Below are 19,864 nucleotides of genomic sequence, written 5' to 3'. Positions count from 1 at the left end.
GGAGCCGCCCTCCCCGCCCGGCCGCCGCCCCACCCGCCGCTCGGCCGACTGAGCCGCCTCGGCGGGGTCAGGATCCGACCGCGGCTCCGGCTCAAGCCGACCACGGCTCCGGGGCCTGGATCGCTGCGGCGTGGGCTGCTGCGGCCCGTGCTCAGGTCGGCGCGAGACCGCCGGCCATCCGCTCGCGGACGGCCTCCAGCTCCTCGAAGGCGTACGCCCAGTTGTGGCACTTGAAGCTGCGCAGGCCGTCGATCGCGGTGTGACAGTCGGAGCAGCGCACCCCGGCGATGGCATCCGGGATCTCGGTGTTGACGTACTTGCGCTCGCCCAGGATGACCGTGGCGATCATCGCCTTGTCGTGCAGACCGGAGAGCGCCGACGAGACGATGTCGTACCAGGTGACCCGCCGGCGGCACTTCGGGCAGTCGGGTTCGTCGCCGCTGACCCAGAGCGGGGCGCCGATGCTGCGTGCCGGCATGCCGAGCAGTTTCTCCAGCCGCCGGACGTCCGACTCGGGGGTGGTCCAGCGGTGTCGGCCGGGCAGTGATGCGGGCGAGTCGTACACGGCGCGGAACAGATCGTGGTCGACCTGCATGGTCTCGCGCTGAGCCGTCATCGGCGTCCCTCCTCGTTGAGTCGGTGCCCCCACCGTGGTCAGCGGTGACCATGGGCGCAGCCGGATCAACGACACGAGGGGTCAGCGGGTCGTCGCCGCGGGTGCTAGACATCGAGTTCCGCTCCGGCCGCCGAAGGGATCCCGCATGACCGACCAGCCGGCACCTGACGTCACCACCAGACCCAACGTCGCCCGGATGTACGACTACTTCCTCGGGGGCAGCCACAACTTCCCGGCCGACCGGGCCGCCGCCGACCGGGTGCTGGAGATCTTCCCGGAGACCGGGGTCGCCGCCCAGACCAACCGGCACTTCCTGCGCCGAGCCGTCCGGTATGCCGCCGAGCAGGGCGTACGCCAGTTCCTGGACATCGGCGCCGGACTGCCCACCCAGGACGCCGTGCACGAGGTGGTGCGGGCCGTGGCACCCGACGCGCGGGTGGTCTACGCCGACTACGACGAGGTGGCCGTCGGGTACGCCCGGCAGCTCTTGACCGGCGTACCCGGCACCGCGGTCGTGCGGGGCGACCTGCGACGTCCGGACGAGCTGCTGGCCCACCCGGATGTGCGCGCCACCCTCGACCTGGACCAGCCGGTGGCGGTGCTGCTCCTCGCGGTGCTGCACTTCGTGCCGGACCACGACGACCCGTGGGCGGCGATCGCCCGGCTGCGGGACGCCACCGTGCCCGGCAGTCACCTGGTGCTGTCCCACCTGACGTTGGACGGCATCGCGCCGGAGCTGGCCGAGCGCGGCCAGGCCGTCTACCGCAACAGCAGCGCCCCGCTGGTGCCCCGCACGCGCGCCGAGACGGCACGCTTCTTCGCCGGGTACGACCTGGTGGAACCCGGCCTGGTCGCCACCACCCGGTGGCGACCGGACGGTGAGCCGGAGACCGTGGACGCCCACGGGTACGCGGGGGTAGGCGTCCGCCGCTGACCCCGCTTTCGCCTCCGGTGGCCGGCCTCAGGTGGTACGACGGACGCAGGGCGTGCGCCAGCGGGAGGAGCGCCGATGGCGAGCAGACCCGAGCGGCTGCTGCGGGGCGGTGACTCGCCGCTGAGCGCCTCGTTCCTGGAGCTCTTCTTCGACCTGGCGTTCGTGCTCGCCCTCAGTCAGCTGGCCGCCCACCTGCTGCACGACCTCAGCGTCGCCGGAGCGCTCAGTACCGCCCTGCTGTTGACCGGGGTCTGGTGGATCTGGGTGACCACCACCTGGTTCGCCGACTGGTACGACCCGGAGAGCCCGGCGGTGCGGTGGTTGCTGGTCGGTGCCGCGCTGGGCAGCCTGCTGGCCGGGGTGGCGATCCCGCAGGCGTTGGACGGGCGTGGCCTGCTCTTCGCCGGCGCGTACGTCATGGTGCATGTCGGCCGGGGCGCGTTCACCGTCCTCGCGTTGCGCGGTCACCCGCGGCAGAGCCGGGCGCTGCGCATCCTCTGCTGGTTCAGCATCTCCGCCGTACCGTGGCTGGCCGGTGGGTTTCTGCCGGAGTGGCGGGTGCCGCTCTGGCTGCTCGCCCTCGCCGTCGACCTCACCGGCCCCCGGCTCGGCTGGCCCACGCCGAGGATGGGCCGGACCGGGCCGCAGGAGTTGCACCTGGCCGGCGAGCACTTCGCCGAGCGGTACCAACAAATCATGATCATTGCGCTCGGCGAGGTCGTCCTGGTCGCCGGCCTCTCGTACGCCGGCACCGCCCTCGCCCTGGCGCAGACCGCCGCGTTCCTGCTGGTCTTCGCCAACGCGGTGCTGATCGGTCTGCTCTACGTCACGCCCGCCGGTCAACGCCTCGGCCCGGCCATCGAGCACGCCGACCCGTCCCGACTCGGGGTCCTCACCGGATACCTGCACCTGGTGATGGTCGCCGGGCTGGTGGTCACCGCCGTCGGCGCCGAACTGAGCATCGCCCACCCCCTGCGGGCCGGCGACACGACCGCGGTCCTGGTCATCCTGAGCGGACCGACGCTGTTCCTCGGTGGGCGGATCCTCTTCTCGATGGCGATCCACAGGCGTCTCTCCTGGCCCCGGGTTGCCGCCCTGTTCGTGCTGACCGGTGCGGCGGCGGTTCCGCGGCTGCCGCTGTTGGCGGTCAGCGCGGTCGCCACCGGGGTGGTGCTGGTGGTGGTCGTCCTGGACCACGCCGGCATCCGGTCCTACCGTCACCGAGCTGGCGCGTAGTCAAGAAGCCTGACTAAAGTCAGGTATATGGACTCGGCTCTCATTGCCGCCGTGCGGCGGTTCAACCGGACGGTCACCCAACGGGTGGGCGCGCTCGACGACGAGTACATGGCCCAGGGGCGCCCTCTGGGGCAGGCTCGCCTGCTGTGGGAGATCGGCCCCGCCGGTGCCGAGATCGCCGCGCTGCGGGCCCGGCTCGGCCTGGACTCCGGATACCTCAGCCGACTCCTGCGCACCCTGGAGAACGACGGCCTCATCGCCGTGGGGCCGGCCGATCAGACCGGCGGGGACGGCCGGGTCCGCGTCGCCACCCTCACCGACGCCGGCAGGACCCAGTGGGCCGACCTCGACCAGCGGTCGGACGATCTCGCCGCCTCGATCCTCGAACCGCTCACCGAGCACCGTCGCGAACGACTCGTCGCCGCCATGGCCGAGGTCGAACGGCTGCTCATCGGGTCGATGGTCGTCATCGAGCCATGCCCACCGAGCGACCCGCGAGCCCGCGGGTGCCTGCGGGCCTACGCCCGGGACATCGCACGACGAATCGACGACGGGTTCGACCCCGCACTGAGCAAACCGCTCCCCGATGAAGCGCTCGTGCCGCCCAACGGGGTGCTCCTGCTCGCCACGCTCAACAGCGAACCGATCGGTTGCGGCGCGGTGAAACTCCACCCCGACGCGCCCGCCGAGATCAAACGCGTCTGGGTGGCCGACACCGTACGCGGGCTCGGCGTCGGGCGGCGGCTGCTGGGCGAGCTGGAACGGTACGCCGCCGAGCGCGGCGCGACCGCCGTCCGGCTGGACACCAACCGCAACCTCACCGAGGCGATCGCCCTGTACCGGGCGACCGGTTACCGGGAGATCGAGGCGTACAACACCGAGCACTACGCCCACCACTGGTTCGAGAAGCGGCTGGTGACGGCATAGGGGTCGGGTCAGCTCTCGGGCGACGTCGGTCCTTCGGGTCCACCGGTTGGCCGGCGGCCTGCCGACGAAGGGCTGCCGGCGTGAAAGTATCGATGGATGTTCAAGCGACTGTTCGAGGGGCGGTCGGAGCGCTGCCGTGGTTGCGGGCTCCAGATTCCGCAGGGTGAGCGGAGCGACGTCGAGCGCAGACACAGCACGCCGTGGTGCAGGTCCTGCCTTGATCTGCTCGTCGCGGAGAAGCGGAACAGAGAGGAACGAGAGCGCAACGAAGCCCGGGACCTGGTCCGCCGTTGGCTGGACAACGCCCCGACGTACGAACCGACCCACCCGGCCCGGGACTGGCAGCGGCATGAGGCGCTCTGGGACCAGCAGCTTCCGCCATGTGAGCCTCTGGTGCACGTCCTCGATTTCGACGATGCGCAGGACGCCCTGACGGAGTTGCGGCTACAAGGGTCGCAACTGTCTGACCGGGAGTGGCCGGCGCCCTTCCCGGAGAACCAGCGGATAGGTCTCATCAGTTTCGAGGATCGTGCGTTGCGTGAGTTCGACAGGCTCGCCGCGGACCCCTATGCCGCTGTGCCCGGGCACCTCGACGCGCTGTACCGCCTCTATCTGAGCGGATCTGCCACGAGCATGGAGGCGCGGCAGACCACCTACATCGGCAGCGTCTACCGCAGCTGGGACCGCATCCACGTGGTGTGGGTCGAAGCGTTACGGGAGATCGTCTACGGGTAACCTCGCCGACTCGTTCCCCACCGAATCCGCCGGCCGGGCCACCCGCTGACCGCAGGGGCCGGCCGTCCGGGTGCCTGTCGCTCAGGTCCCTGCGCGCATCTCAGCGGGACGCCGTCGTCGCCGCGATGCCGGCGAACGACCGGATGAGTTCCGTCTCGTTGCCGGCTCGCCAGATCAGCCCCCACTGGGCCGGTGGGGCATCGCTGATGGGCACATAGGCGATGTCCGGCCGGGCGTAATAGCGGGCGGCCTGGGCGTGGACGGGCGAGACAGCTTCGCCGGTGGCGAGGATCGGGATCATCTCCTGAAAGTTGGAGACGGACGGGCCGATGCGGATCAGACGGCCGCTGGGTGTGCGCAGGGGCACCAGGATCTCCCGCCAGTAGTCAGGCCGGGCCCCGCCCATCACCGTCTCGTCCGCCAGATCCTCGTAGGAGACCGACTCACGACTGGCGAACCGGTGATCTGCCCCGACGGCCAGCACGATGTATTCGGTGTAGATGACCGGGCCGACGGTGAGATCCGGCTCCTTGACGGGGAGCCAGGTGATCTGGATGTCGATGTCCCCGGCGCGCAGCCGCCCGAAGGGGTCCCCGAAGTCGACGTGCCGGAGCTGCACCTCGCACTCCGGATGATCTTCTGCGAACGCGTCGAACAGATGGCGGAAGTCATGCAGATTGACGGCGATGGACCCGATCCGCAGTACGCCGGTCTTGCCGCGCGCGGCGAGTCGGGCCCGATCCATCCCGTCACACAGCCCCTGATACATGGGCTGGATGTCGTCGAAGAGCTGTTGGCCGATCGGTGTCAGCGCCACCTGCCGGTTGGTCCGCTCGAACAGCGCAGCGCCGATCCGACGTTCCTGCTTCTTGATCGCCTGGCTGACCCGGGCCTGGGTCACGTGCAGCCGCTCGGCGGTGCGGGTGAAGTGCAGTTCCTCCGCCAGGGTCAGAAAGATCTCGATGTCGCGGAGTTCCATGTGCTGTTCCCGATCCACCTATTAGCGAAGGGTTATGGCACGTTACCAGTTGTGATCTTGTAGCCCGGTGCCTCGCCGGGCAGGCTGATGGACGTCGTCGCCGAACAGCATCCGGCAGCCTGAACGAGGAGATCGTCGTGCGCAAGCTCGTGTATTACATCGCCGCCACCCTGGACGGCTTCATCGCCGGCCCCGACGGCGCCGACCCCACCGGCCCGGACGGCTTCTGGCCCATCCCGGACGACTACCTGCGCCACCTCGTCGCGGAGTACCCGGAGACCCTGCCCGGCCCGGCCCGACAGGCGTTCGGCATCGTCGACGAGGGCAGCCGGTTCGACACCGTACTGGAAGGGCGCCACTCCTACGAGGTGGGCCTGAAGGCCGGCGTGACCGACGCGTACCCGCACCTGCGCCACCTGGTGTTCTCCCGGACGCTGGGCAGCAGCCCGGACCCGGCCGTCGAGGTCATCGGCCAAGACCCCATTGCCACGGTACGAGAGCTGAAGCGGCACGACGGCAAGGACGTCTGGGTGATCGGCGGCGGCGCGCTGGCAGGTGCCCTCTACCCCGAGATCGACCAGCTGATCATCAAGCTTGCCCCGTTGACCATTGGCGCCGGCATCCCGCTCTTCGGCCGCGACGCCGTCTTCGCACCACGCACCTGGCGCCTGACCGACCACACCGTTCTGGACAGTGGCGCCCTCTTCCTCACCTACACGCGCACACAGACCGGAAACGAGTCCGCATGAACACGTTCCATGACACCGTCACGATCCGTCCCATCACCGGGCCGGACGAGATCGCCCTGTTCAACCGCCTGCCGTACACGATCAACCACGAGCTCGACGACGACCTCGCCGACAAGCGCCGCCGGCCGGAGTGGATGTGGGTGGCCCTGCGCGGCGACCGACTGCTGGCCAGGGTCGCCTGGTGGGGCCGCAGCGGCGACAACACTCCGCTGCTGCTGGACATCCTCGACATCGACGACACCGCCGAGGACCTGACCGAGGTGGCGCAGGCGCTGTACGAGACCGCCGCGAAGCAGGTCCTGGCAGCCGGCGCGGTCCCTCCCGAATACGGCCGTTTCATCCCGGCGGACTGGCGCGAGAACCCGGACACGTACCGGGCGGTGCGTACCAGGATGGGCGTCCTCGAGAGCACCGGCGCACGGCTGACTGTCGAACGCCTACGCCTGGAATGGCGCCCCGCGGCCGGCCTGCCCACGCCCGACCAGCGACTGGCCTTCCGCCCGGCCCTGGACACCGACGAGCTGGTCGCACTGATGACCCGCGCACTGGACGGGACCCTGGACGCGCACAGCCGTAACGACCTGGCGCAGATGTCGCCCCACGAGGCCGCGCTCAAGCACTACGAGCAGGAACTGGCCACGTACTCCAGCCCTCGTGAGTGGTGGCGCATCGGCACGCTGGGCGAGAACGGCGACCCCGTCGGGTTCGTCGTTCCAGCCCGCAACGCCTACCACCCGGTGATCGCCTACCTCGGCGTCGTCCCGGAACACCGGGGCCACGGCTACGTCGACGGGCTCCTCGCCGAGGGCACCCGAGTCCTGGCCGAGGAGAACGTGCCACGCATCCGCGCGGCCACCGACCTGGGCAACGTACCCATGGCAAAGGCCTTCGCCCGCGCCGGTTACGTCAACTTCGAGCGGGCCATCAACATGGCCTGGTAGTCAGCGGTAGTCGCCACCCAGCTCGTAGCGCCGCGGTCACGACCACCTCGCGGCGGCTACAGCCGTTCGAAGCTCTCCATGCCAGCGAGTTTCAGCACCTCGGTCCGGGTCGCCGGGCATTCCCGCCGGGTCTGGTCGTCGATCTGACGGCCGGTCGGCACGGGACCCTGCTTCTCGTACCAGGAATAGAGGTTCACCGTGAGGTTGGCCATCACGCCCGTCTCGGACCCGATCCCCTTCAGCGTCGGCAACTGGCCATCCAGGTAGGCACACACCTCCTCCGCCGACGCAGGAGCGGAGCCGCCGGCCGGAGCTGCACCGACTGCGCCGGTCGCGGCGTTGGTTGCGGTGGGGGTGTCCGGCGCCGCGGCCCCGGTGGGCGGGGGCGCGTCGGCGTCGGCACACGCCGTCAGAGCCAGCCCAAGGCAGAGGGCCGGCGCGAGCGTTCGGATCGTTCTCATCAAGCGTCTCCCTGACGTGGTTGCTGGTTGTGGGTGACCCGTGGACGGGCCGAAGTGACTGGCTGGCCGTCGCTGAGCCGTGCGGACGCCGGCGGTCCGGCCGCTGCGACAGCGGTGACGAGCCAGAGGCCGGCGGGCAGCCGGTAGCCGCCGCCGGGGCCACGGAACCGGTCGAGCAGCCGGACCGCCCCCGCTCGGGCCGAAGCCTGCCTGGCCGGCGGAGAAATTCGGTACGCGGCACCGGCGGGGCCGACCTCGATGAGCCATTCGGCTACCGCATCGGCGTCGTCTGGAGCCTCCAGGAGGACATCGCACGCGGTGATCGTGACGGCCGTGAAGCTGGCGTTGGTCAGGACTCGGGCGAGGCGCGCGGGGTCCGCGAAGGAGTGCGGACCAGGCTCGTCACCTACGGGTAGCGGAGGTAGGGGCCCGAGGTGCGGTGCCGCGCCCAGCATCGCCGCGGACAGCCACGGGTTGACACTTCCGTCGCGAAAGACGGTCGCCGCGAGGCGCCCGCCCGTTCGCAGCGATCGCCGGATCGTGGCGCAGCCGGCGACCGGATCCGCCAGCAGCATCAGGGTCATTCGTGAGAACGCCGCGTCGAACGGGCCACCCGGTACGACATCGACAGTCTCGATGTCGGCCACGTGGAACTGGATGCCCGGATACCGGTCCGGACGGAATCGTTGCCGGGCGGTGGTCACCATCGCCTCGGCGAGGTCGACACCCACCGCTGCGCCGGTTCCGCCGACAGCCGTCGCCAGCTCGGCGGTGGTGCCGCCGCAGCCGCAGCCCACGTCGAGGATCCGCTCGCCCGGCCGGGCGGCCAGTCGATCCATGGCCGGTGCGCCCAGCGGCCGACCGACCTCGTCCTGTCTGTCGGCGTGGCGAATCCAGCCAGCTGCCGCCCCCGCCCAGAAGGCAACGTTGCGGGAACGCAGGCTGGCGGTGTCGGCCATCAGAACGGCATCTCGGCGCCGTCGACGCTCATCGAACGGAAGTGGGCTGCCTTCGTCGGGTCGAAGCCGTCCTCCTGTGCCGCCAGGCCAGCAGCGCGGACCAGTCGCTCGGACTGGAACCGGCGGAATGCCCCTTCGTCCTGCCAGATGTTGATGATCCGCCAGCCGTCCTCGGTCGGCCCTGCGACATGGGCGACTAGGCCCGGCGGCCGGTCGGGCCCGAGGTGCCGTTCGACCTGCCGGTATTCCGCTTCGCTGATGCCGGGCATCTCCTGCAACACACCGAACGGCATGGCCGCCGCCTCTCGATAGAGTTAAGCTCTATCGAATAGACCACTACACTCGGCGGGTGGTTGTCAAGAGGCGTTACGACTCTTCCCGCCGACAGGAGCAGGCTCGACAGACCCGGCGGGCAATCCTCGAAGCGGCTGGCCGGCTGTTCGTCGACCCCGGTTATGCGGCAACGCCGCTGACCGCTGTCGCCGTGGAAGCCGGCGTCGCCGTCCAGACCCTGTACGCGGTGTTCGGCAGCAAGCGGCAACTGCTGTCCCAACTGGTCGACGTCACCCTGGCCGGCGACGACGAACCGGTGGCCTTGCCGGACCGGCCCTTCGTCGCCGAGATCCGCGCGCTCGCCGACCCCCGCGCCAAGCTCGCGCGCTACGCCCAGCACCTGGCCGAGGTCAACGCGCGGCAGGCCCAGGTGATGCTCGCGCTGGCCGGCGCCGCCACGGCCGATCCGGACGCCGCCGAGATCTGGCGCAAGAACATCGACGACCGTCGCCGCGGGATGGCCATGTTCGCCGCGGAACTCGTCGGCACTGGCGGCCTTCGCCCCGACCTGGACGTCGAACAGGTGGCCGACATCCTCTGGTTGGCTCAGGACGTCCGCAACTTCGACTGGCTTGTTCGGCAACGCGGATGGCGGCTGGAGCAGTACCAGCGCTGGTATGTGGACACCGTGAGCGGCGCCCTACTCGTCAGCACCGACTAGCGAATGGCTCCGGTCCGCCGCCGCATCTCGCGAGAACAGCGGTGATCGAGATGCGGCGGTGGCGGCGAACGGTCGGCTGAGTCCGTCTCGTTGCCGGTGCGGCCATCGTTTCAGCGGCCCCGATCAGCCCTTCACCGCGCCCGCGGTGAGCCCCTCGGTGAGGAAGCGCTGCCCGAGGGCGTACATGATCACCACGGGGATGCTGACGAGCAGCGACGCTGCGGCGAGTTGTCCCTGTGGCACGACGTCTCCGGCGATCATGGACTGCATCCCCACCGGGAGCGTCTTGTACTCGTCCTTCGTGATGAACACGAAGGCGAAGAGGAACTCGTTCCAGGCGTTGGTCAGGGTGAAGAGCGCGACCGCCAGCAGCCCGGGCTTGGCCAGCGGCAGCACCACCCGGCCGAACGCCTGGATGCGGCTGCAACCGTCGACCAGCGCGGCCTCCTCCAGCTCGATGGGGATCGACGAGAAGTACCCGACCAGCAGCCAGGTCGCGAACGGCAGCGTGAAGGTCGGGTACGTCACCACCAGGGACCACAGCGAGTCGGTGAGCCGGGCGCCGATGAGCATCTGGTACAGCGGGATGAACAGCAGCGCACCCGGCATCACGTAGGTGAGCAGCACCGTGACGGTGAAGCCCTGCGCCCCGCGGAACCGGAGCCGGGCCAGCGCGTAGCCCGCCAGGGCGGCGCAGACCAGGGCCACCGCCGTGGACGCCGCGGACACCAGCAGAGTGTTGAGGTACCAGCGGCCGAACGGCTGGTTGTCGAACAGGGCGCTGAACTGCTCGAAAGTCCACGGCGTCGGCCACAGGTCGTCGGTGCGCATGACGACCTGGCCCTCGGACTTGAAGGCCGTGACGGCGATCCAGTACAGCGGGCCCAGCACGAAGAGGAGCAACCCGGCCAGCGCGACCCAGGAACCCAGGCCCGACACGACTGACGACGACCGGCGACCGCCTCGGGACGACAGCGACGAGACCACCCGACCGACCGCCGCAGCGATCAGCAGAATCACCCCGAGTACCACCGCGGCCTTCCAGAAGATCTGCGGCGATGCCCAGGCCAGCAGGCCGGTGACCAGCGCGGCGACGATCCACGGCAGGGCCTTCCGTGCAGTCCCGGCCCACCGCCGGGTTCCGATCCACCGCGCTGACCGGCGTTTCCGGGGCAGTTTGATGGTGGTGTCCTGGCGCAACAACCGGACCAGGACGAACACCAGCCCGCCGATGATCGGCAGCATGACGAGCGTGACCGCCGCGCCCGCGCCGTACTGGAGCTGCAGGATCGCCTTCGAGTAGGCGATCAGCACGTACGGCGCGGTCACGTCGCCCGGGCCGCCCTGCGTCAGCAACCAGACGAGGTCGAAGTTGTTGAACGTCCAGATCGACGACAGGGTCACCGTCACGGTGATCACGTGGCGCAGGCCGGGCAACGTCACGTGGGCGAACCGCTGCCACGACGAGGCCCCGTCGATGGTCGCCGCCTCGTAGAGGTCCGCCGGGATGGCCTTCAACCCAGCGAGGAAACACACGGTGAAGAACGGCACGCCCTTCCAGACGTTCACGAGGATCACCGACGGCATGGCCAGCGACGGGTCGGACAGCCAACCGGCCGGCCAGCTGTCGACCAGGTGCGCGCTGGCCAGCAGCGGCCCGATCCCGGTGGCGGTGAGTAGGGTGTTGACGCTGCCGAAGATCGGGTCGAGCAGCGCGCGCCAGCTGAACGCGGTCACCACCGTCGGCACCACCCACGGCACCAGCAGCAACCCGGCCAGCACGGCCCGCCCACGCCGCCGATGGTGCAGCAGCAGGGCCGCGGCCAGCCCCAGCACGACCTTGAAAACCTCGGCGTACGCGGTGAAGACGAACGAGTTCACCACGCCGGTGTGAAACTGCTCGTCGCCGACGAGCGCGAGGTAGTTGTCCAGGCCGACGAAGACGGTGTCCTGCCCGTGCCGTTCCGTGGTGCTGGTGATGATCGATCGGGCGATCGGCACCAGAACGAGCCCGCCGACCAGCACGGCCATCGGCGCCAGGAACAGTGCCGCCAGTCGCCAGTCACGCCCCAGCCGCCGCTGGACCGCCGTGAGGGAGCCGGGTCCCGGCGGCGGGGGATTCCTCGCCGCCGGGACCCGCGCGGGACGGACCGACCTCACTGCCGCAGCCCCTGCTGGTTGAAGATCTGCACCATCTTCGTGTGGGCTGCCGTCACGGCCTGCGCCGGCGCCGTGCCCTGCACGACCTGCTGCATCATGTCGGTGAGGACGTAGGCCGAACCCACGGCCTGCTGGCCCGCGCTGGCCTTCTGCGGGAAGGCCAGGCCGTTCTTCGTGTTCAGCGGCAGCTTCAGTTCAGTGATCCTGCGCAGCATGGGGAACGCGGGGTCGCCGCTGGTGAAGAACGGGTCGGCGTCCCAGACCTTCTCCCAGGCGGGCATCACCAGGCCGGGTGCCTCCTTCGCCACCCCGAGCAGCGCGGGCGCGCTGACCAGGTACTGCGCCAGGAGCTTGGCGAGCGCCGGGTTCTTGGCGCCCTTGAAGACGACGAAGCCCTGCGACTGGCCGAGCAGCAGGGGGTTGTCGGTCGCCGGTCCGATGCAGTCGGAGAAGACGTGGGTGTTCGCGTGCACCGGGTTCTTCTTGGTCCTGGAGTCCGCGTAGACGCTGAACTGGTTGCGGGTGTAGCCGAGGATCCCGGCGAGCCAGTTCTCGTTGTTGCTGGTGTCGGTCCAGCTCGCGATCCCCGGCGGCAACATCGGCTTGTACCTGGGGTTGGTGTAGATGTCCCCGAGGAAGGTCACCGCCTGCACCGTCTCCGGGGTGTTGAAGGTGACCTTCCGGCCGTCGTTGGAGGCGATCGACCCGCCGTAGGCGTTGATCAGCGCCTCGATCATGCCGTTGCCGTCACCGGACCGGTTCACCGTCATGCCCCACCCGAACCGGCGCTTGGTCGGATCGGAGATCTCCAGGCACAGGTCCCGCAGCTCCTCCCAGCTGTAGATGTCCTTGGGGGAGATGCCCTTGTCCTGCATCCAGTCCTTGCGCAGGAACGACCCGATCCCGATGAAGTGGTACGGGATGGCGAACCACCTGCCGTCGAAGACGCAGAAGTTCTTGGCCTCGGCGCAGGGTTCGCCGAACTTGGCGGTCAGCGCCTGGACGACGTCCGTCACGTCCTCCAGGTCGCCCAACGCCTGGAACTGCGCGACGAACCGCGAGTCGGTCATGAACGCCAGGTCGCGAGCCACCCCGCCCTCGACCTCGGCGTGGATCTTGGCCACCACGTCGCCGGCATCGGCCTGGACCAGACTGTTCTCGATCTTCGTTCCGGTGGTGTCGGCGAACTTCCTGATCGAGCTGTCCAGGGCTTCGTTCGCCGCCGTCGAGTACAGCTTCTGCGACAGCATGCCCATCGAGGAGCCCTTCATCGACGCCGCAGCGTCGATCAGCTCCTGCGGAACCTCCGGCTGCACCCTGCTGGGCGATTCGGAGCTGCCCCCACACGCGGCAAGGCCGGCCGCGCCGAGCACCCCCACCCCCACCCCCAGAAAGCCGCGCCGGGACCACACCGGGTTGTCCTCCATGGACCTTCGCCTCCTCTGATTCCCCGCACCAGTGCACGCCGAAGGCGTGCTTGTGCTCCAGGTGTCCCTATGACGGCGACCACGGACGCGTCGCCCGCGTCGATCAGTGCGCTCGCGTACCCGCTGTTGCAGTTGATGGGGTTGCGGCGGGCCTGCTTCGGCCGCCGCTCACCGTTGGAAGTCCGCTGACGCACGCGTCGTCGTGGCTGCCGAGCGAGCCGCGCGAGAGATTCCGCGTGCCGCACGCCGGGTAGCGCGACGAGGTGGAGGTGATCGGCGACCGGGCCGAGGAAGCTGCGCTGACGTTGCAGTTCGGTCGGGCCACGAGACCACCACCGTTCGAGATTTCGAACTGAGTTCGAGATACCGTATCGAGTGGTCGCGACGCTAGAGCAGCGCGAAGACGAATGTCAATGTTTCGATGTGGTTTCGAACCGAAAACGGGAGGCCAGCTATCGAGGCTGGGCCCGGTAACCCATCCGAGCCGACAGCGCCGCCGCGCCCTCGCGGACCAGCCCGGTCCACTCCACGTGCGCCTCGGGCGTCCAGCGAATGATCGGCGCGGACAGGCTCATCGCGGCGATGGTCGTGCCGGAATGGTCCCGGATCGCCGCGGCGACGCAGCGCATGGCGGTGTCAGACTCGCCGATGTCGACCGCGACGCTCTCCGTCCGGACCCGTTCAAGATGCTCACGGAGACGATCCGGGTCGGTGATGCTGTCCGGCGTCATGCCCGGCAGGGCGCCCTTCGTCAGAACGGCGTCCAGGCTCGCCTGATCGAGGCCCGACAGCAGCACCTTGCCGACCGCCGTGCAGTGCGCCGGCAGCCGCCGACCGACCGCGGAGACCATCCGGACGGGGTGCGTGCTGTCGAACTTCACCAGATAGATGACGTCGGCGCCGTCGAGCACGGCCACATGGACCGCCTCGTCGCACGCGGCCGCCACGTCCCGCGCCACGCACTGCGCCTCGCGAACCAGATCAAGCCGACCAGCGAACGCCGCGCCGAGCTGGAACAACGGCATGCCGAGCCGATACTGCACCGGCTGACCCGGTACGGAGATCAGGTACGAGCGAGCCTCGAGCGTGACGAGCAGTTCGTGGACCGTGGTGCGAGGTAGGTCGAGCCGCTCCATCACCTGGCGGGCCGACAGCTGGGGGCAGTCCAGGAACAGTTCGAGGACGTCGAGCGCGCGGATGACCGCCGGTACCACACGGGGCATGTCGATAGTCCCTTCGCAGTGCCGGACCGGCGTCAACGATCTCCACACGGGCCAGCACCTGAAGAGGATATCCACGTCGGTGCCCGGCGCCAGGTGCCGAACTCGTCGCCGGTTGGAGTGGCCTCGACGCAACAGGTCGCCATATGACAACTCATTTCGAGGCGGCAACTGCCGATTCCCGTCGGCCCAGCGACCGCGCTGAGCTGGGCGCTTCCCGAACGGCCGCCCGCCCGAAACATCTCGGGCGGGCGGCGAGGGGCTCAGCTCTGGGTGACCAGGCCGGCGTCGACCACGTACTCTCCGCCATGCACGGCCTGGAACTCGGCGCTGGCGACGAGCAGAGTCGGCTCGAACTGGTACGAGGTCACGATGTCCGAGTCCGTGGCGTCGTCACCCACGTCTGCGACAGTCCGGCCGTAGGTGGCGGCTGCCTCCAGCCGGACCTCGTACAGCAGCTCGGTGCGGGCGGTGATCGACCACGTTCCGTCCGGGTTGACGGTGGCCGAGCCACCGCCAATGGCCTGTCCCTGCCGATTCCACAGACTCACGTCCAACACGCCGTCCGGGCCACCGGCGATGGCCGGCTCATCCGCCTCGCGCTGCCCATCCCGGTCAAGGTCGTGCCACACACTGCCGCGGATGACGCACGTGCCCGAGATCGCCACCGTGACGGAGCCGGTGTTGTTGTCGGTGCTCGTTTCGCGGCGTTGCGGGGTGATGCTGGTGGTGATGGGCACCCTGCTGCCCGGCGCCGCACCGGCTACGACGAACGGCACGAACAGCCGGCTCGCCCGAGCTCCAGCCGCCAGTTGCGGATGCGAGCACGTGTAGCTCGTCGTGCTCACTGCCGTGCAGGTCCAGCCAGGGTCACCGACCGACGGGGTCGTGGTTTCGAGCCCGGCGGGCACCGCGACCGTGACGCTGATCGGGTCCGACGCGCCGGTGCCGTAGTTCCGGATGTCGATCTGGGCGTAGAAGGTCTCGCCCTCCGCGGGATTCAGCACGTCGGTCATCATCAGATCGACGAGCAGATCGGGCTGGAGTCGCCCGGCCGCCACCGCATCGGCCGGAGCGAGTGCCGCCGCGCCCCCGACGAGGGCGAGAGTGGCCAGCGAGGTGGAGAAGGTACGTCGAATCGAGCGGGAAAGGGAACGAGGGCGCATAAATTCCTCACGTCGCAGGTGACGGCCCTCCCAGGACGGCGAAGGCCGGGACTGGAGATCAAGATCTCCATTCATCCGGCGTCGCCGATCGACCCGACGTTACAAAGCGGCGCCCGGCCGGAGAAGGCAGGCTCGGCGACGGCAACCACCCGGACAAGTGCCTTCAGGGCCAGCGGAAGCTCGCCCGATGCCGCCAAGGCGTAGCGTCCCAGGACGTCCCTCGGCTTCCCGGACCGCTGGCTCACCGCCCACGCCCCTACGGGCCGGCTAATTCAGGTAGGGATTCGAGCTCTGGGGATCCGGCACACCCGAGCGATCGGTGAGCGACAACTCTCGCCCCGCATGGGTCTCGACGATCGTCAGGCAACTCGACCTCTCCGCCTCGAACGCGGGTTGGGACATCCTGTGGTGTCGGTGGCGCCCGGTAGTTTGCCGAGAGTGAGTATGTGGCTCTACTTCCAAGGGCTCGAATCCGCCGACCTGCCCGTGAACCCAGCAGGTTTTGACGCCCTGTTCGATGTCGAGTTCGACGAGCTGCGCCGACGGGTCCGGGCAGGTACGGCAGCATGGCTGGAAAGTGGCTTCTTTCAGCTGAACGAGCTCTACCTGCTCCAGTCGCAGCTGGGCGGCGACCGGGAACTCCCCGTCTTCGGCGGCCGGCACATACCGGACCCCGGCGGCGGGCCGGGCCACGTGACGCTCGATCCGCCGGAAGTAGCGCGGACCGCGGCGTACCTGGCAAAAGTTTCGTTCCTGGACCGGTGGCAGGAGTGGCGGCAACTGCCCTCGTCCGAGTCCGACGAGGAGCTGCGGGAGCGCCTGGCTCAGTACCACGAGGACCTACGGGCCTTGTACGCCAGCTCCGCGGAGCGGGGTTGGGCGGTGGTCAAGCACTTCTCGTTCTGACCCCGCTCGGGTTCAGGTCGACGGCCGGAGCTGCGACGGCTCCTTGATCCCCAGGCAACCCAACACGGCTCCGCGGCTACCGCTGCGTTGCGCTGCTGCACCGGCCCGATCGCGGCAACAGTGGCCATATGGAGGGCCGCTGAACTGCGGAAAAGCGGGCCGCCAGGGACTCGAACCCTGAACCCCTCCGGCCTGGTACTGATCGACCTCAATCGGGCGGATCGGCGGGCTGACCTCGGTGAGTTCTTCCGCTGCCTTACAGCAGTTGACAGCCCTTGTCGGTGTCACTTGTGCCCGCCTTGTGCCCGATGATCTTGTCAACTCGTCTGGAACTGAGCCAACCGACTACCGTCGACCCGTGCTCGATCCCGCAAGTGTCTTCGACAACTCCGGCCCGCTGGAGAAGCCGCTCACCGACGAAGTTCTGCGGGCCGTGGAGGCGCAGCTTGGGCACCAGCTGCCTATCGCGTACGTCGACCTAGCCCGACGACACAACGGCGGCTCGTTTGCCCGCGACGCCCATCCCGCGCCCGGCCGAACCTCCTGGGCGGAGGATCACGTCGGCGTGTACACCCTGGCGTCGATCGGTCGAACTGCTCGGTTCAGCCTTTGCGGCGAACTCGGCAGCGGGTTCTGGGCGGCGGAATGGGGCTACCCGGACATCGGCATCTACATCGCCGACTGCCCTTCAGCGGGTCACGACATGGTCGCCCTCGATTACCGCTCGCCCGGCGAACCGGCCGTCGTACATGTCGACCAGGAGTGGAACTACCGGATCACGGTCCTCGCTCCCGACTTCGAGACCTTCGTGACCGGCCTCGTGGACGAATCTGACTACGGCGTGGACGACTGAGTCGCGCATTACGAGTCGGCTCCAGGATCCTGGTCTGCCACTCAGGCACCCACATCTGACTTATCCGTGAATACCGCATCTGCGAGGGCCGAAAAGTCCTCCGCATGGATAAGCGCGTAAGCTTCCTTGAACTTCTTCCGCTGCCTCCATTTCGGGAATGCGCGGGTGTCGTTTGCGCGAATAACCACTCCAGTGGCAAGAAGTAAACTCCTACTCTTCGACTCCCACGGTTCATCGATCTCTATTGCCGCAATAAGGTAACCTAGGTACGCCGTATATAGCTCGTATGCGTCCGGCAATAGGTCCGGCGCTAGGTCGGTTACGACTAGATCAAGGACCTGAACAGCGTCCACTAGGCGATCCGTCGTGGTTTTGCTCTCACGCCGAATTACCGACCGATATTTGAACACCGTTCCCTCAACGTCAAAAGTATTTAGCCGTATTGCCGCTTCCCTAATACGGAGAAGCTGTCGACGCAATTCGGTTTCAGAGCGTCGCCTCGCCAAGATGGCATCTTTTCTAGCTTCGAGGCGCGGCTTAGCAGCCCACTCTACGCCGAGGGCTACTAGGGCAGAGGTAGTGGCAGATACGGCCGCCGCCTGCATGAGGGTGTTCATGTCAGCCACGTTTCTGGCCTCCTTCTAACACATCCTGCGGGCGCAAGGCGATTATTGCTATGGCGGCGATTGATGATTGGCTCACCTTGCAATCATGGCATCCGGCCACAAAATAACGACAAGCATCGCACCCGGTCTCGCCATCCCGATGCTCCTATGGATGTCAATCCGCGACCCCTTGGCCCCCAGGCAACGATCAGGTCTCGCCCACCTGCCACGTCACGCGCCGGACGCGGGCAACTGCGTCCGGCGGCGTCCACGGATGTCCGGCGGGATCCGCCCCGTTCGTCACCCACTTAGTCACTCACCCTGACCCCTCGGCCATCACTCAATCAGCGACCTCAACCGATGCTCCCTCGCCTCGCCCCTCGCCCACTTCGGCACCTTCTGCCTCCGAATCGTCAATTCGATTAAAGATCGGATCCAAGGATCCCCAGTCGAGGGGCCCTTCTTCCTCGACAAGAATTCCAACCGATGAAGGGTCAAGGTAGTACGGAAGGACGGTCGAAGAATTGATTGCCACGCGCTCAAGCTGGGCGGCGGTCATCCCCCTGGCGGGGATGTCATTCGGGTCAGCGGTCCTCCCCAGCGCAAAGAGTGTGTTTCGTGCATCAGTCGTCGCAAACCCGGTATTCGCCAAGTTGCAACCAAGCAGATTGGCGCGATCCAAGCAGCAGTCGTTAATTTGAGCACCTTCTAGATTCTCGCCAAAATTCGCCCCCGAGCAATCCGAACCCACTAGATAGACGTCGCGCATGTCTGGAGGGAGCCATGCCCCCCTGAGGGTGCAACCAACCATGTACGCATGACGCAGTGTTCCCATTCGAAGGTCTGCGTACGCAAGGCTGGCGTCATGCAAGTTCGCCCAGGTCAGATCAGCGCCAAACAGATCGGCATCATCTAGCATGGCACGAACGAGAGAAGCATTGCGAAAATTGAATTCCCTCAGATTTGCGTTACGTAAATCTGCGCCTGTCAGATCCAAGGCGCGCACCTCAAGCCTCGCCGGCCTCCTTCCCAACACTGTCAATGCTGCCTGCACATCGGCTGGCAGTTTGACGTCGGACTTTCTCCGACCCGCCAGGCCCCAAAATTTTGGAAGTTCGCGATCATCGGGGTATCCCTCATGGCCCGGCCATTCGCGCACGAAGGAGGAGAGCACTTCAACTATTGTTTGGTGATCCTTCTCGGATTCGACCATGATTTGCTCTGCCGCAAACACTCCTCCAATTCGCTCATGCATTTTCTCGCTCGCAAGCAGCGCAACTACCTTCAGATATCGGTCAGTCAGTTGACCTCTGCGAGAGAGCCTGTAGGTACTGACGGTTACAACCAGAGCAACGAGCGCAACGATCCCAGCAGCGGTTTGCAGCAGAGTCTGCCTGACGCTATTCATTGCGTCGGCGTGCTCCTTGCCTGCGAGTGACCTAACCACGTCACCGCCCACAATCCGCGCAAGGGGCCCTATGATGACGAAGACGACGAGGGCGACACCTACACATGCGGCCACGAGCAATAGAGCCCGCAGAATAAAATTCCGGTGCCGTGATAGCTGGGCAACAACCTTGGCGGTAAGTCGCCTCTTCCAAGAACGAAGTCGTTTCATCCACTTCTCACACGGAATGCTAGATAGGGACTTGCCGGCGTCTCCCTCGCATCTAACCCCACCTTCGCCATCCCGTCTGCCGTCGACCCGCCCTCTGGGGAGTGGGCCGCCGCCCGGCCCGCCACGTCAAGACGGCCTTGACCCACGGTCGGACGCTGGCGGGTCGGGCGGAGGTCTGCTCGGCTTGCCCGGGTCGTCGGCTGGCGGGATGGTCCGCGCAACCACCCACGGACCGCAACCCGCCGACGGGGTTGCAACCATCTCGGAGCCCGAGCGCCCCCGCCGGAGGCGCAGTAACCGCAACCCCGCCACCGCCGCCAGCTCGCCGACGCGGCCGGCCCGCCTTCCCCTACGCCGCGCGGGCTCGTGGCCGCGCGG

General features: G+C 67.9%; 20 protein-coding genes. 9 read left to right on the top strand and 11 right to left on the bottom strand.

What is annotated here, in order from left to right; all coding sequences use genetic code 11:
* Positions 1–151: 151 nt before the first annotated feature.
* Positions 152–616 carry a DUF8243 domain-containing protein gene (locus PSH25_RS31795; RefSeq protein ID WP_238662577.1) on the bottom strand — a complete coding sequence of 155 codons (465 nt, stop codon included), beginning with the start codon at positions 614–616 and terminating at the stop codon, positions 152–154.
* A gap of 145 nt (positions 617–761) precedes the next feature.
* Here PSH25_RS31795 and PSH25_RS31790 point away from each other — a divergent pair, with 145 nt between their 5' ends.
* The 4 genes from PSH25_RS31790 (at position 762) to PSH25_RS31775 (ending at position 4,448) form a co-directional block, all read left to right on the top strand.
* Positions 762–1,550 carry an SAM-dependent methyltransferase gene (locus PSH25_RS31790; RefSeq protein WP_238662576.1) on the top strand — a complete coding sequence of 263 codons (789 nt, stop codon included), beginning with the start codon at positions 762–764 and terminating at the stop codon, positions 1,548–1,550.
* Between the two features lie 75 nt (positions 1,551–1,625).
* On the top strand, positions 1,626–2,786 hold the full coding sequence (locus PSH25_RS31785) for a low temperature requirement protein A (protein WP_238662575.1): 1,161 nt from the start codon (positions 1,626–1,628) through the stop codon (positions 2,784–2,786).
* 27 nt (positions 2,787–2,813) lie between these two features.
* Entirely contained in the window at positions 2,814–3,713 is a 900-nt protein-coding gene (locus PSH25_RS31780) for a helix-turn-helix domain-containing GNAT family N-acetyltransferase (protein WP_238662574.1), read from the top strand.
* Positions 3,714–3,809: 96 nt separating this feature from the next.
* Complete coding sequence (locus tag PSH25_RS31775; RefSeq protein WP_238662573.1) at positions 3,810–4,448, top strand: hypothetical protein; 639 nt, start codon at positions 3,810–3,812, stop codon at positions 4,446–4,448.
* A 100-nt stretch (positions 4,449–4,548) separates the two neighbouring features.
* Here the strand turns inward: PSH25_RS31775 and PSH25_RS31770 are convergent, their stop codons facing one another.
* Positions 4,549–5,427, bottom strand: a complete 879-nt coding sequence (locus tag PSH25_RS31770; RefSeq protein WP_238662572.1) for a LysR family transcriptional regulator — start codon at positions 5,425–5,427, stop codon at positions 4,549–4,551.
* Positions 5,428–5,564: 137 nt separating this feature from the next.
* On the opposite strand from PSH25_RS31770, the gene PSH25_RS31765 reads away from it, so the two are divergent.
* Positions 5,565–6,176, top strand: a complete 612-nt coding sequence (locus PSH25_RS31765) for a dihydrofolate reductase family protein (protein ID WP_238662571.1) — start codon at positions 5,565–5,567, stop codon at positions 6,174–6,176.
* Complete coding sequence (locus PSH25_RS31760; protein ID WP_238662570.1) at positions 6,173–7,117, top strand: GNAT family N-acetyltransferase; 945 nt, start codon at positions 6,173–6,175, stop codon at positions 7,115–7,117. Before PSH25_RS31765 ends, PSH25_RS31760 begins: the two co-directional genes overlap by 4 nt.
* 56 nt (positions 7,118–7,173) lie before the next feature.
* Here PSH25_RS31760 and PSH25_RS31755 read toward each other — a convergent pair whose 3' ends face one another.
* The 3 genes from PSH25_RS31755 to PSH25_RS31745 are packed head-to-tail and all read right to left on the bottom strand — an operon-like array spanning position 7,174 to position 8,830.
* A complete protein-coding gene (locus PSH25_RS31755; RefSeq protein ID WP_238662569.1) occupies positions 7,174–7,581 on the bottom strand; it encodes a hypothetical protein in 408 nt (135 codons plus the stop codon).
* Complete coding sequence (locus PSH25_RS31750) at positions 7,578–8,537, bottom strand: class I SAM-dependent methyltransferase (RefSeq protein ID WP_238662568.1); 960 nt, start codon at positions 8,535–8,537, stop codon at positions 7,578–7,580. Before PSH25_RS31750 ends, PSH25_RS31755 begins: the two co-directional genes overlap by 4 nt.
* Entirely contained in the window at positions 8,537–8,830 is a 294-nt protein-coding gene (locus PSH25_RS31745; RefSeq protein WP_238662567.1) for a hypothetical protein, read from the bottom strand. The genes PSH25_RS31750 and PSH25_RS31745 overlap by 1 nt, the downstream gene beginning before the upstream one ends.
* Before the next feature lie 56 nt (positions 8,831–8,886).
* On the opposite strand from PSH25_RS31745, the gene PSH25_RS31740 reads away from it, so the two are divergent.
* Positions 8,887–9,531, top strand: coding sequence for a TetR/AcrR family transcriptional regulator (locus PSH25_RS31740; protein ID WP_238662566.1), 645 nt, complete (start codon positions 8,887–8,889; stop codon positions 9,529–9,531).
* Positions 9,532–9,654: 123 nt separating this feature from the next.
* On the opposite strand, the gene PSH25_RS31735 is transcribed toward PSH25_RS31740, so the two are convergent.
* The 4 genes from PSH25_RS31735 to PSH25_RS31720 form a co-directional block, all read right to left on the bottom strand.
* Complete coding sequence (locus PSH25_RS31735; protein ID WP_238662565.1) at positions 9,655–11,562, bottom strand: ABC transporter permease; 1,908 nt, start codon at positions 11,560–11,562, stop codon at positions 9,655–9,657.
* Positions 11,563–11,687: 125 nt separating this feature from the next.
* Entirely contained in the window at positions 11,688–13,118 is a 1,431-nt protein-coding gene (locus PSH25_RS31730) for an extracellular solute-binding protein (RefSeq protein WP_238662564.1), read from the bottom strand.
* Between the two features lie 452 nt (positions 13,119–13,570).
* The gene (locus PSH25_RS31725) at positions 13,571–14,341 is read right to left on the bottom strand and encodes an IclR family transcriptional regulator (protein ID WP_238662563.1); all 771 of its coding nucleotides are present in this window, start codon (positions 14,339–14,341) and stop codon (positions 13,571–13,573) included.
* A gap of 260 nt (positions 14,342–14,601) precedes the next feature.
* Entirely contained in the window at positions 14,602–15,504 is a 903-nt protein-coding gene (locus tag PSH25_RS31720) for an SdrD B-like domain-containing protein (protein ID WP_238662562.1), read from the bottom strand.
* Positions 15,505–15,942: 438 nt separating this feature from the next.
* Here PSH25_RS31720 and PSH25_RS31715 point away from each other — a divergent pair, with 438 nt between their 5' ends.
* A complete protein-coding gene (locus PSH25_RS31715; protein WP_238662561.1) occupies positions 15,943–16,410 on the top strand; it encodes a YfbM family protein in 468 nt (155 codons plus the stop codon).
* 358 nt (positions 16,411–16,768) lie between these two features.
* Positions 16,769–17,263 carry an SMI1/KNR4 family protein gene (locus PSH25_RS31710; protein WP_238662560.1) on the top strand — a complete coding sequence of 165 codons (495 nt, stop codon included), beginning with the start codon at positions 16,769–16,771 and terminating at the stop codon, positions 17,261–17,263.
* A gap of 41 nt (positions 17,264–17,304) precedes the next feature.
* Here the strand turns inward: PSH25_RS31710 and PSH25_RS31705 are convergent, their stop codons facing one another.
* Together PSH25_RS31705 and PSH25_RS31700 are read right to left on the bottom strand one after the other, a co-directional pair.
* A complete protein-coding gene (locus PSH25_RS31705; RefSeq protein ID WP_238662559.1) occupies positions 17,305–17,889 on the bottom strand; it encodes a hypothetical protein in 585 nt (194 codons plus the stop codon).
* Positions 17,890–18,208: 319 nt separating this feature from the next.
* Complete coding sequence (locus PSH25_RS31700) at positions 18,209–19,276, bottom strand: pentapeptide repeat-containing protein (protein ID WP_238662558.1); 1,068 nt, start codon at positions 19,274–19,276, stop codon at positions 18,209–18,211.
* Positions 19,277–19,864 lie beyond the last annotated feature (588 nt).

This window comes from Micromonospora foliorum (genome assembly GCF_022229015.1).
GTDB lineage: Bacteria > Actinomycetota > Actinomycetes > Mycobacteriales > Micromonosporaceae > Micromonospora > Micromonospora foliorum.
This window is presented reverse-complemented; position numbering and strand designations above follow the sequence as displayed.

Bases quoted from the DNA above. Each gene is read 5' to 3' on its own strand.
- PSH25_RS31795 (WP_238662577.1), bottom strand. From the start codon at position 616: ATGACGGCTCAGCGCGAGACCATGCAGGTCGACCACGATCTGTTCCGC.
- PSH25_RS31790 (WP_238662576.1), top strand. From the start codon at position 762: ATGACCGACCAGCCGGCACCTGACGTCACCACCAGACCCAACGTCGCC.
- PSH25_RS31785 (WP_238662575.1), top strand. From the start codon at position 1,626: ATGGCGAGCAGACCCGAGCGGCTGCTGCGGGGCGGTGACTCGCCGCTG.
- PSH25_RS31780 (WP_238662574.1), top strand. From the start codon at position 2,814: ATGGACTCGGCTCTCATTGCCGCCGTGCGGCGGTTCAACCGGACGGTC.
- PSH25_RS31775 (WP_238662573.1), top strand. From the start codon at position 3,810: ATGTTCAAGCGACTGTTCGAGGGGCGGTCGGAGCGCTGCCGTGGTTGC.
- PSH25_RS31770 (WP_238662572.1), bottom strand. From the start codon at position 5,427: ATGGAACTCCGCGACATCGAGATCTTTCTGACCCTGGCGGAGGAACTG.
- PSH25_RS31760 (WP_238662570.1), top strand. From the start codon at position 6,173: ATGAACACGTTCCATGACACCGTCACGATCCGTCCCATCACCGGGCCG.
- PSH25_RS31750 (WP_238662568.1), bottom strand. From the start codon at position 8,537: ATGGCCGACACCGCCAGCCTGCGTTCCCGCAACGTTGCCTTCTGGGCG.
- PSH25_RS31745 (WP_238662567.1), bottom strand. From the start codon at position 8,830: ATGCCGTTCGGTGTGTTGCAGGAGATGCCCGGCATCAGCGAAGCGGAA.
- PSH25_RS31735 (WP_238662565.1), bottom strand. From the start codon at position 11,562: ATGGCCGTGCTGGTCGGCGGGCTCGTTCTGGTGCCGATCGCCCGATCG.
- PSH25_RS31730 (WP_238662564.1), bottom strand. From the start codon at position 13,118: ATGGAGGACAACCCGGTGTGGTCCCGGCGCGGCTTTCTGGGGGTGGGG.
- PSH25_RS31725 (WP_238662563.1), bottom strand. From the start codon at position 14,341: ATGCCCCGTGTGGTACCGGCGGTCATCCGCGCGCTCGACGTCCTCGAA.
- PSH25_RS31720 (WP_238662562.1), bottom strand. From the start codon at position 15,504: ATGCGCCCTCGTTCCCTTTCCCGCTCGATTCGACGTACCTTCTCCACC.
- PSH25_RS31700 (WP_238662558.1), bottom strand. From the start codon at position 19,276: ATGAATAGCGTCAGGCAGACTCTGCTGCAAACCGCTGCTGGGATCGTT.